This window comes from Mesorhizobium sp. M6A.T.Cr.TU.016.01.1.1 (assembly GCF_003952585.1).
GTDB classification, from domain to species: Bacteria; Pseudomonadota; Alphaproteobacteria; order Rhizobiales; family Rhizobiaceae; genus Mesorhizobium; species Mesorhizobium mediterraneum.
On sequence record NZ_CP034452.1, the window covers coordinates 3,005,696 to 3,017,228 of the forward strand.

Below are 11,533 nucleotides of genomic sequence, written 5' to 3' on the forward strand. Positions count from 1 at the left end.
GACTAAGGTCAATCACGTTCTTGCTCCGGCCTGGAGCCTGTAGCGGTCGAGGGCGACCGCCACGATGATGACCAATCCCTTGATGATGTACTGCCAGATGTCCGAAACACCGGCCAAGATGAGCCCGTTGGAGAGCACCGCGATGATCAGGCCGCCGATCAGCGTGCCCCAGATCGAGCCGACGCCGCCGACGAAGCTGGTGCCGCCGAGAATGACCGCGGCGATGGCGTCGAGTTCGTACGACTGCCCAAGCTGCAGCCCATTGGCCGCGTAGAGCCGGGCCGCCGACATGGCGCCGCCAAGGCCGGCCAGGAGACCAGACACGCCATAGACGAAGAGCAGCACGAGCGGCACCTTGATGCCGGTGAGGCGGGCGGCCTCGGCATTGCCGCCGACGGCATAGATCCAGGTGCCGAGCACGGTGCGCTTGAGCACCAGCCAGGACAGCACCACGACCGACAGAGCGATGATGACGAGCCAGGGGATGCCGAACAGCGAACCGTTGCCGATGAAGTCGAACGGCAGGTCCGAGTTGAACACCGTGGTGTCCTGGCCGAGCAGGCGGGCGACGCCGCGCACGGCTGTCAGCGAACCCAGCGTGACGATAAAGGGCGGCAGCTTGATATAGGCGACGAGCAGCCCGTTGATGATGCCGAAGCCGAGGCCGACCAGAATGGCTGCCGGCACGCCGAGCATGCCCCATTCCGGCACCAGCGACACCATCACCGCCACCATCGCCGAGGCGGCAAGGATGGCGCCGACGGACAGGTCGATGCCGCCGGTCAGGATGACGAAGGTCATGCCGGCCGCGAGCACGATGTTGATCGACGACTGCTGGGTGACGATCAGCAGGTTGGTCTCGGTGAGGAAGCGCGGGTTCATGAACTGGAAGCCGGCCGCCAAAAGGATCAGGACCGGCAGCATGCCAAGGGCGGCGAAGGCGGTGCGCAGCCGCCGGCTCCTGCCGACAGCCTGGTCGCCGGCGCTCATCTCGGTTGCCTTGTCGATCATCCCTTGGCCGCTCCCGTTGCAAGTTCCATGATTGCCTCCTGACTGAGCGGCTGGCCTTCGGATGACGTCACCTCGCCAGCGATGGTGCCGTCGCGCATCACCAGCACGCGGTCGGCGACGCCGATCACCTCCGGCAGTTCGCTGGAGATCATCAGGATGGCGATGCCCTTCTTGGCGAGATCGTCGATCAGCCGGTAGATTTCCGACTTCGCCCCGACATCGACACCGCGGGTTGGCTCGTCGAGGATGAGGACCCGGGGCTCGGTCTCGAGCAGGCGGGCCAGCAGCACCTTCTGCTGGTTGCCGCCCGACAGCGAGCCGGCATTGGCCTGCACCGATCTGGTGCGGATGGAGAGGTCGGAAACGGCCTTGGCGGCGCGCCTTTCGGCCGTGGCGAAGTCGCGCAAGCCTCCGGCCCGCGCGTCCCTTGCGAGCACGCCCATGCTGATATTGTCGGAAATCGACATGTCTAGGAACAGGCCGAGCTCCTTGCGGTCTTCGGTGAGATAGGCAATGCCGGCATCCAGCGCCTCGCGCGGCGAGCCGATGGCTATCGGCTTGCCGTCGAGCTCCAGCGTGCCTGATGTGTGCTTGTCGGCGCCGAAGATCAGCCGCGCGAGCTCGGTGCGGCCCGAGCCGACCAGGCCCGCCAGCGCCAGCACCTCGCCCTTGTGCAGGTCGAAGGAACAGTCCTTCAAAAGATTGCCGTCCGACATGCCCTGCACTGATAGCGCGATCGCGCGCTTGCTGTCCGGCGGGCGGTGATCCTTCTTGTAGAAGGCGGATAGGTCGCGGCCAACCATCATCGAGACGAGGCGCGAGGCGTTCAGATCGGCGCGATCGAGCGTGCCGACATAGCCGCTGTCGCGCAGCACGCTGACGCGGTCGGCAAGCTGGTAGACCTCTTCCATGCGGTGGCTGATGTAGATGATGGCGATGCCTTGCGACTTCAGCGTTGCAATGACCTCGAACAGCCTGTCCGTCTCGCGCGAGGTCAGCGACGTCGTCGGCTCGTCCATGACGATGATGCGCGCGCTGGTCGACAGCGCGCGGGCGATCTCGACCATCTGGCGCTCGCCGAGCGACAGGCTAGAGACAAGCGCGCGCGCCGAGAAGGAGACGCCGAGCCGCGCGATGATCTCGTTGGCGCGCCGATTGCACTGGTCGCGGTCGACGATGCCGAACCGTCTCGGCTCGTTGCCGAGGAAGATGTTCTGCGCGACCGTCAGGTTGGGCGCCAGCGACAGCTCCTGATAGATGACGGCAATGCCGTTGGCGCGTGCCTTGATCGGGTCGCCGGTGGCGACCGGCGCGCCGTCGATCAAGATATCGCCGCCGGGGTCCGGCCGGTAGGCGCCGGATAGCACCTTCATCAGCGTCGACTTGCCGGCGCCGTTTTCGCCCATCAGCGCGTGCAGTTCGCCGGCGTGAGCGGTCAGCGACACATCCTGCAAGGCGCGGATCGGACCGAACGTCTTCGAGATATGCCGCATCTCCAGCACCGGCTGGCTCACTGTTTCGATCCGGGCCGCGGCGGTCATCGTGCACCTCCCGCTGCAGCATCAGCGACGCCTCGGTCGGTGGCGAGACTACGCCAGCTGTCGCGATAGCCGGCAAGCCCGGCGAAGCTTGAAGCGCGGACAGGCTCCGGCGCCTCGGCGGCGAACTCGCGTCCAACACTCTCGAACGCAAGAGCCGCCGCTCCGGTGGCGCTGCCCTCCAGCGTGGCGCCCTGCATGAAGGCCTGGCCGGGACGCAGCTGCGCCAGCAGGCTGGCGAGCAGGCCACCACTGTTCAGCCCGCCATCGACGATCACGGTGTTGTTCGAATGGATCAGGTCGAGACACAGGTCGACCATCAGCGCGACATAGAGCAGCGCCACGGCCGCGCGCTCCTCCGCGTTGGGCGTGCGCCCGACCAGTTCGCCGGGATGGCCAGGCATCGGCCCGCCTGGCGCGAAGCTGGGCAGCGCCATGATGCCGGCGTCGATCACCTGCTGTAGCGTGGAGCGGTCGATTGCGCCTTGCCAGCCGGCGCTGATGACAGCGAATTCACGCCCGCCCATGAAGCGGATGGTGGGCACCGGGCCGCCGTCGACGTCGACATTGACCAGCATGTCGCGGTCGCGATCGAGCGCGTCGAGCGGGCAGTCCGGGTTGAGCACGATGACCCAGGTGCCGGTCGAGACGACTGTGACCGGGCCAAGCTCCTGCCTGCGATAGGCATAGAGCGCCGCATTGCTGTCATGGACGCCGTTGTGGATGGCGATCGGCCGCGCTTTATCGCCGAAGCGCTGCTCGCCGATGACCGCGCCGGCACGCTCGAAGGTCGGCATCTGGCCGCGCCAACCCTCGGCGTCGACCAGCGACGAGAAATCGCGCTTGCGCGGCGCCCACAGATGCGAGTGACAGCCGAGATAGGACACTTCCGAGGCCGCCCGGCCGCCAAAGCGCCAGCTCCAGTATTGCGGATAGCCGAGGATTGATTTCGCGGCAGCAAACGCGCCGGGCTGCACTGCCTTCAGCCACAGCATGTGGCGGCCATAGTTGAAGCCGAGCGGCAGATGCGGCGAGAAGGTCTCGGCAAAATCCGGAATGCGGCGATCGATTTGCGCGGCAATCTCGGCCGGCGGCTCCTGCTCGTAGTCGAGGATCGGATGCGTCAGCGCCGCATCGTCAACCAACGCAAAGGTGCAGCCATGGCCCGAAACCATCAAGCCCTCTATGCCATGATTGTCGACCGCGTCGTCGACGGCGCGAGCCGCCCAATCGTGAAGCGCTGGCTCGTCGAGCACGCTGAAGCCGCCTTTGCGTGTCCAGTTCGGCTGGGTCCGACGCTCGTCGAGGATCCGCCCGTCCTGATCGAAGACGAACAGCTTCGAGTTGGTCTTGCCGAAGTCGAGGACAGCCACCTTCACTGGAGGGCTCCCGAGGCAGAGGCGATCCGCACCGTGACGCCGGCGTCTTCCAGCATGCGCGCGTCAGCGTCGGACAGGCCGTCATCGGTCACCAGCGTGCCGATGCGGGACAAGGGCAGCGCGACGTTGCGCGCGTGGATCGACAGTTTGCGGCTGTCGGCCAGCACCACGATCTGGTCGGCGCATAGGCTGAGCTCGACGATGGAGCGGACCAGCAGCGGATGCGACTCCAGCAGGCCCTCCTGGCCGATGCCTTGCGCGCCAAGAAAGAACTTTGATGCATAGAACGGCACGGCCTGAGTGAGCGAATGGATGATGCCAGGCTCGCGATGAAGCTCACCCCCGGCAACGGTCAGGCTGCAATGGCCGTGGTCGCTCAGATAAGCCACGAGCGGCATCGAGTTGGTATAGAGCCGGATGTTGCGGTCGGCCAGCTTGGCGCCGAGATGGAAACAGGTCGAACCGCCATGCACGATGACGGCGTCGCCATCGCGCACCATGGTCGCGGCGAGAGCGGCGATCTGCCGTTTGGCTTCGACCGCGAGATCGCGGTTTTCGTCATAGGGCCTGGCATAGGCGACGCCGGCTTGAGAAGCGCCATCGAGCGCCGAGATCCCGCCATAGACCTTTCGTGCTTCACCGGCCTCATCGATCTTGTCGATGTCGCGCCGCACCGTCGCAGCCGACACGCCGAGCCGCTCCTGCAGCTCGCGCACCGAGGCGAAGGGGCGATCCCGCAACAACTCGACGATCTGACGCTGGCGGCCGGAGTCGCTCAACGGTTTACCTCCCGAAATGCCATTTTGCCACGGCAATTGGTGCAACTTACTCAACACGTGTCGGATTGCAAGCTCGATTTGACGAGATAAGATCACTATTGACGCAACTTACTCGCATCTGCGATACCAGCGTGAACCATTATCCCGGCAGCGGGACGTCCAAAGCCGTGGCCACGCGGCCGGTTTGTGGAGGAGTTTCGATGGCAAACTATGCGGACGCGCAGGAATTGGCTGCTTTGCGGTCGCTTTCGGCCAGCATCGGGCGCGACCCGCATTTGACCCAGGCCGCGGGCGGCAACACTTCGCTGAAGGCTGGCGACACGCTCTGGATCAAGGCTTCCGGCACCTGGCTGAAGAATGCGCTCGCCGAAGACATCATGGTTCCCGTGGCGATCCCCCCGCTGCTTAGGGCTGTCGAGCAGCGCGACCCGGCCGCCGATCAGCCACAAGGTTTCGCCATCGAGGCGCTCAATGCCCGCAGGCTGCGTCCCTCGATCGAGACCACGGTTCATGCGCTGATGCCGCAGCGCGTCGTTCTGCATGTCCACTGCGTCGACACCATTTCGCTTGCCGTGCAGGCCGACTGCGAGGCTCAAATCGCCAAGCGCCTGGATGGCATCGAATGGGCGTATGTTGCCTATCGCCGACCGGGCCTGCCGCTTGCCCAGGGCATTGCCGAGCGCCTTCGGCCAGGCGTCGATGTGCTGATCCTTGGCAATCACGGGCTGGTCGTCGCTGCCGAGACCGTCGCTGACGCCGAGGCACTGCTGCGTCGCGTCGCAGGGCTGCTGGCGCGGCCGCCGCGCGAGGTGGTGGAGCCGAACGTTGCCGCATTGACAGCGCTCATCGGACGCACCGGTTACAGGTTGCCGGCGGATATCGAAGCGCATGCGGCCGCGATCGATCCGGAAAGCTGCCGCATGGCGTCGGGAGGCAGCCTCTATCCCGATCACGTCATCTTTCTCGGCCAGGGTTCGGTCGTGGCGAGACCTGGCGAGGATGTGAAGCGTGTCACCGAACGGTGCGGCACGGCACCCGCGGCAATCCTGTTTCCCGGGCTTGGCGTGCTGATGCGCGGCGACGCCAGTGCCGGCGCCGACGCCATGCAACGCTGCCTCGCCGACGTGACGGCGCGGGTCGACGTCGCGGCGAGCTGAACTATCTGACCGCCGGAGATGAACTGATCACTGGACGCGAGCAGTATCGCCAGAACTCAATGCCGCCGGCGGCTGACATGGCGCGCAATCGACCAGCTTCGATCGCTCGATCGGCACCAGTGCGCGCGCCGCGCATGCGGCCGGACTCGATAGCGCGCGTCGCCGTCCACTGAATGATCGACCGGTGGGTCACTGGGCGCCGAGCAGAGCGTTCCGATCGGCATCGATCGGCCATCGGTCGCCGGTCGCTATGCGGCCGGACTTTCGATAGCCGCGCGTTCCGCCGTCCACTCGACAGATTGGCCAGGATGCCGCGACCTCGGTGGTGGTCAGCGGTCGGCGCGGCGCTGACGGAACTGCTTCAGGCATCGATCGCGCGGCGGTCCGGTCGATTGCCGTCGACGGCACTTCGGGCACGTTGCTGCCGGTCGACGGCGCCGGGCGGCCGCTGGTCGAGCCGCTGATGTACAACGACAAAGTCGACGACGACGCGATCCTCGCCGTGATCGCGCGCGAGGCGCCGGCAACGAGCGCAGCACTTGGGCCAACGTCCGGTCTCGCCAAGGCGCTGTCGTTCCAGCGCCTGCCCGGCGTCGCCGCGGTGCTGCATCAGGCCGACTGGATCGCGGGGCAGTTCTCCGGCCGCTTCGATATCAGCGACGAGAACAATGCCCTGAAAACCGGCTACGACGTCGAGGGCCGCCGCTGGCCGGACTGGATCGCGGCAACTGGCATGCGCATGGAATTCCTTCCCGATGTCGTCAAACCGGGCGATGTGGTCGGAACGCTCACCGCGAGCGCTGCGGACCTGTTCGGCCTGGAGCGTGACGTCGCCGTGGTCGCCGGGACGACGGACGGCTGCGCGTCGTTCCTGGCGACGGGCGCTGCGGCAGTTGGCGACGGCGTCACCGCGCTGGGGTCCTCGCTGACCATCAAGATCCTCTCCGACCGGCCGATCTCGGCGCCGCAGTTCGGCATCTATAGTCACCGGTTGGGAGATGCCTATCTGGCGGGTGGTGCGTCGAATTCGGGGGGCAAGGTGCTGGCGCAGCATTTTCCCCTCGCGCGCATCATCGAGCTGAGTGCGGCGATCGACCCCACGACGGAGACCGGCCTCGACTATTATCCGCTTCCGGCGGTCGGCGAACGCTTTCCGATCGCCGATCCTGCTCTGCCGCCACGCCTGACGCCGCGGCCTGCGGACGACGCCGACTATCTGAAAGCGATGTTGGAGGGCATTGCCGGGATCGAGGCGCTCGGCTATCGCCGGCTTGCCGAACTCGGCGCCCCGCGATTGACGTCGGTCAGAAGCGTCGGCGGCGGTGCGGCAAATCCCGCCTGGACCGCGATCCGGCAGCGCAAGCTGGGCGTTGGTTTCTTGCCGGCGCTTTCCGACGAGGCGGCCGCCGGCACGGCGCGGCTGGCGCTGATGGGCGCAATCGAAGCGGGGCTTTCGTGAGCACGAAAACAGTTGAGCATCTAGACGGCATCGGCGCGCTGGTTGAGCGCTATCAGGTGTTCCTGCTCGATCAGTTCGGCGTGCTGCACGATGGCACCAATCCTTATCCGGGCGCCGTGGAGGCATTGTCGGCGCTGAAGCGCGCAGGCAAGACGATTGTGCTGGTCTCGAACTCCGGCAGGCGGGCACCGCCCAACGAGGCCCGCTTGCTGAAGCTCGGCTTCGAACCAGGAAGCTGGGATCAATTTGTCTCTTCCGGCGAGATCGCGTGGCGGTCGTTTCATGAAATGGCGGCATCTGGAAAGCTGCGTCCAAACACCAAGTGCTTGCTGATCAGCAGGGAAGGCGACCGCTCGGCGATTGAAGGTCTGTCTTTCGCGTTGACCAGCGACGGCGACGATGCCGAGCTGGTGCTGATCGCCGCCAGCGAGGGCGATCGCTACGACATCGACCACTATCGCAGACTTTTTGCACCGGCAGCAGCGCGGCAGGTGCCATGCTTCTGCACCAATCCCGACAAGATCATGCTGACGGCAGTAGGCCCCCGCTTTGGCGCCGGCCAGCTTGCGGACCTCTACGAGAGCCTCGGCGGCAGCGTCACCCGCATTGGCAAGCCCTACGCGCCGATCTTCGATGCCGCGCTGGCGCTGGCGGGCAACCCGGACCGAAGCACCGTGGTCTGTGTCGGCGACAGCGTCGAACACGATATTGCCGGTGGAATTGGCGCCGGCGTGGCGACTGCGCTGGTCTTGTCCGGAATATTGGCAGACACCCCTGACCTGGCCGACCTTTTCGATGGGCTGAACGCATACCCGGATTACACGACAGATCTTTTCAAGTTTGCGGATTGAGCTCGGCGATCTCCCAAGGTTGAGCGCTGCACGGTGATTGTGGTGTCGGTCGTGGTGCTTTCGGTGGCGTAGCTCTTTGGCCGCCGCTGCCAGTTCACATCTGATTCGTCGGAGGCTATTGATCCTGCATGCGTGATTTTCAACTCCCCGGGCGGTCGCCGGTTCGTGCGACGGAAGCGATGGCCGCGACATCACATCCGCTGGCGACACTGGCGGCGGTCGAGATGCTGCGGTCCGGCGGCAACGCAATGGACGCAGCCGTGTGCGCGGCTGCGGTGCAGGCAGTCGTCGAGCCGCAATCGACCGGTATCGGCGGCGACTGTTTCGTCCTTTACTGCCCCAACGGCCAAGGCGAGGTCCTGGCCTTCAACGGCTCGGGCCGCGCACCTGCAGCAGCGACGGCTGAGTGGTATCTGGACAGGGGGCATGACGCACTGCCTGAATCAGGTCCGCACGCGGTTACCGTGCCGGGGGCCATCGACGCCTGGTGCCGGCTGCTCGAGGATCACGGCAGAAAGGGCATCGACGCCGCGCTGGCGCCCGCCATACGTTACGCCGAGCAGGGCTATGTCGTCCAAGACCGCGTCGCCTTCGACTGGGCTGACAGTGCTGCCTTGCTGGCCGCCGACGAACATGCCGCGCGGATTTTTCTGCCGGATGGAAAGGCGCCGCTGGCCGGCGAGCTGCACCGACAGCCTCAACTGGCCGACACCTTACGCATCGTGTCGCGCCGCGGTCGTGCCGGCTTCTATGAAGGCGAGGTTGCCGACGACTTGGTGTCGCGTCTGCGTGCTCTCGGTGGGCTGCATGCGCTCGACGATTTTGCGGCCACGAAGGGCGACTATGTCAGGCCGGTCGGCACGTCCTACCGGGGCTACGATATCCATCAGATGCCGCCGAACAACCAGGGGCTGACGGCACTGATCATGCTGAATGTGCTGTCGGGCTTTTCGCTCGGCTCGCTGGAACCGAACGGCGCCGAGCGCTTTCACCTCGAGATCGAGGCGGGGCGGCTTGCCTATCAGGACCGCGACAATTTCATCGGCGACCAGAACCAGGTCCATGTCCCCGTGCAGCAGTTGTTGTCCAGATCCCATGCGGACCAGCTTCGCGCCGAGATCGATCCGGCGCGCGCGATGACGCATCTGCCTCGGCTTGAGCTTCAGCCGAGCGATACCGTCTACATCTCGGTGGTCGACCGCGACCGTAATGCGGTCAGCTTCATCAACTCGACTTTTCATTCGTTCGGCAGCGGGTTGGTTGGCCCAAAAACCGGGGTCGTGCTGCAGAACCGCGGCAGCAGCTTCTGCCTGGCGGCGGACCACCCAAACTGCATCGCACCGGGAAAACGCCCCATGCACACCATCATGCCGGGCATGGTGACAGCCAAGGGCCGGGCGATCATGCCGTTCGGCGTGATGGGTGGCGGCTACCAGCCGTTCGGCCATGTCCACCTGCTCACCAACATGATCGATTTCGGCATGGACCCGCAGGAGGCGCTGGATGCGCCGAGGGTGTTTTACAGACAAGATACTGTGGAGGTGGAGCGTGGCGTTCCGGCCGATGCGATCGCCGGCCTGCGCGAGCGGGGCCATCAGCTGTCCATCGCGACCGAGCCGCATGGCGGCGGCCAGCTGGTGCTGATCGACTGGGACAAGGGCACGCTTACCGGCGCGTCCGATCCACGCAAGGATGGTTGCGCGCTGGGTTACTGACGATTGGACGCGTCTGAGCCTTTGCTGGTCCTGTTCAGTTTTGGCGCTGCCGCCACCAGCGCCTTGCCGATCGCCGACTGCGCGTCGATGACGGCACGGGCGTCGCCGCTCTCGGCGGTGCGGCCGGCGTCGAGGATGACGACACGATGGGCGATGGCGCTGATAACGCCGAGATCATGCGAAATGAACAGATAGGCGATCCGCTCCTCGCGTTGCAGATCGAGCAGCAATTGCAGGATCTGCCGACGCACCGATACGTCGAGCGCGGACACTGCTTCGTCGAGCACGATCAGCGACGGGTTTGTCGCGATGGCGCGAGCGATCGCGACGCGCTGGCGCTGGCCGCCCGAGACCTCGTGGATGGCGCGGCCGGCGAGATCGGCGCTCAGGCCGACGCGCTCCAGCAAAGCAGCGATGCGGCGCGGGCGCTCCTTTCGAGAGGCGATGCCATGGATGCGCAGGGGGTCGTCGAGCACGCGTGCGACGCTGGCGCGGGGGTTGAAGGCGGCAAGCGGGTCCTGAAACACCATTTGCAGACGCGCACGCCGGGCGCGCAAGGCAGCGCCGTTCAAGGACAGGAAATCGCCGCCTTCGAACTCGATGCGGCCGGCGTCGGGCTCGATCAGCCGCAGCATCAGCCGCGCGATCGTCGACTTGCCGCTGCCGGAAGGCCCGGCCAGCGCCAGCGTCTCGCCGGGCTCGATGTCGAAGGAAACGTCATCGACGGCGGCAATCGTCTTGCCGCCGCGACGATATCGTTTGGTCAGGCCGGAAACGGCCAGCAATGGACTGCTCACCTCGACGCTCCTGCCCGCTCCAACAACGGTTCGGCGTCGAGGCCGAGATGAGCGTCGAGCAGCGCTCTTGTGTAGGCGTGGCGCGGGCTAGCGATGATCTGCGCCGTCGCGCCGAGCTCGACCAGCTCGCCGTGCTGGAATACGGTGATGCGCTCGGCCAGCTCGGCGGCCAGCGCGATGTCGTGGCTGACGAACAGCAGCGTCATGCCGTCCTCCGCTACCAATTGTCGGATCAGGGCGACGATCTCGGCCTGCACGATGGTGTCGAGCGCGCTGGTCGCCTCATCGGCGATCAGCAATCTCGGACCGGCCGCGATCGCGGCGGCGATCGCCACGCGCTGCTTCTGGCCGCCGGAAAGCTGGTGCGGATAGGCGCGCAAAGCGGCGTCCGGGTCGGGCAGCCGGACGCGTTCAAGCAGGGTTTTTGCCCTGGCATAGGATTGCGACCAGGTAAGGCCGAGATGCGCGTGCGCGACTTCCGCGATCTGCTCGCCGACCGCCATCACCGGATCGAGGCTGGCCGACGGGTCCTGGAAGACGAAGCCGATGTCGCGGCCACCGAGGGGGGGGTGGGTGGGTTTGGCGACGGATTTTTGAGCTTTGCGTTCCATGAGGCCCCCCTCTGTCCTGCCGGACATCTCCCCCTCAAGGGGGGAGATTAGCAGTTTCGCTGTTGGGTCCCTTCCTGCAACCTTGGAGATCGGCGAAGGCGGAGATGAGAGCGCAATCTCCCCCCTTGAGGGGGAGATGTCCGGCAGGACAGAGGGGGGTGCCTTGGCGCCCCAGGATGACGGCGATCGCAAAAACCAGTCAATACGGCCGCCAATCCTGGCGGAAGCCGGCAGCA

The 11,533-nt window shown here is 65.8% G+C and carries 8 protein-coding genes and 2 pseudogenes; 4 read left to right on the forward strand and 6 right to left on the reverse strand.

What is annotated here, in order from left to right; all coding sequences use genetic code 11:
* Positions 1-12: 12 nt before the first annotated feature.
* From EJ075_RS14520 to EJ075_RS14535, 4 genes are read right to left on the reverse strand one after another with little or no spacing between them, the layout of a single operon-like run.
* Complete coding sequence (locus EJ075_RS14520) at positions 13-1,011, reverse strand: ribose ABC transporter permease (RefSeq protein WP_126104806.1); 999 nt, start codon at positions 1,009-1,011, stop codon at positions 13-15.
* Positions 1,008-2,552: a sugar ABC transporter ATP-binding protein gene (locus EJ075_RS14525; RefSeq protein ID WP_126104807.1), complete on the reverse strand. Its 1,545-nt coding sequence runs from the start codon at positions 2,550-2,552 to the stop codon at positions 1,008-1,010. The genes EJ075_RS14520 and EJ075_RS14525 overlap by 4 nt, the downstream gene beginning before the upstream one ends.
* Positions 2,549-3,928, reverse strand: a complete 1,380-nt coding sequence (locus tag EJ075_RS14530) for an FGGY-family carbohydrate kinase (RefSeq protein ID WP_126104808.1) — start codon at positions 3,926-3,928, stop codon at positions 2,549-2,551. The genes EJ075_RS14525 and EJ075_RS14530 overlap by 4 nt, the downstream gene beginning before the upstream one ends.
* On the reverse strand, positions 3,925-4,707 hold the full coding sequence (locus EJ075_RS14535; RefSeq protein WP_126104809.1) for a DeoR/GlpR family DNA-binding transcription regulator: 783 nt from the start codon (positions 4,705-4,707) through the stop codon (positions 3,925-3,927). The genes EJ075_RS14530 and EJ075_RS14535 overlap by 4 nt, the downstream gene beginning before the upstream one ends.
* Positions 4,708-4,907: 200 nt before the next feature.
* Between EJ075_RS14535 and EJ075_RS14540 the strand changes: the two are divergent.
* The 4 genes and pseudogenes from EJ075_RS14540 (at position 4,908) to ggt (ending at position 9,889) form a co-directional block, all read left to right on the forward strand.
* Positions 4,908-5,940, forward strand: a pseudogene (locus EJ075_RS14540) (class II aldolase/adducin family protein).
* 188 nt (positions 5,941-6,128) lie between these two features.
* A pseudogene (locus EJ075_RS14545) lies at positions 6,129-7,323 on the forward strand (FGGY-family carbohydrate kinase); the annotation flags it as partial.
* A complete protein-coding gene (locus tag EJ075_RS14550; RefSeq protein ID WP_126104810.1) occupies positions 7,320-8,174 on the forward strand; it encodes a TIGR01459 family HAD-type hydrolase in 855 nt (284 codons plus the stop codon). The pseudogene EJ075_RS14545 and the gene EJ075_RS14550, both read left to right, overlap by 4 nt.
* A gap of 128 nt (positions 8,175-8,302) precedes the next feature.
* Positions 8,303-9,889, forward strand: coding sequence for a gamma-glutamyltransferase (ggt, locus tag EJ075_RS14555; protein WP_126104811.1), 1,587 nt, complete (start codon positions 8,303-8,305; stop codon positions 9,887-9,889).
* Here ggt and EJ075_RS14560 read toward each other — a convergent pair.
* Both EJ075_RS14560 and EJ075_RS14565 read right to left on the reverse strand, forming a co-directional pair.
* On the reverse strand, positions 9,883-10,686 hold the full coding sequence (locus tag EJ075_RS14560) for a dipeptide/oligopeptide/nickel ABC transporter ATP-binding protein (protein ID WP_126104812.1): 804 nt from the start codon (positions 10,684-10,686) through the stop codon (positions 9,883-9,885). The two genes, ggt and EJ075_RS14560, sit on opposite strands and share 7 nt — an antisense overlap.
* Positions 10,683-11,531 carry an ATP-binding cassette domain-containing protein gene (locus tag EJ075_RS14565; RefSeq protein ID WP_245458155.1) on the reverse strand — a complete coding sequence of 283 codons (849 nt, stop codon included), beginning with the start codon at positions 11,529-11,531 and terminating at the stop codon, positions 10,683-10,685. The genes EJ075_RS14560 and EJ075_RS14565 overlap by 4 nt, the downstream gene beginning before the upstream one ends.
* Between the last annotated feature and the right edge of the window lie 2 nt (positions 11,532-11,533).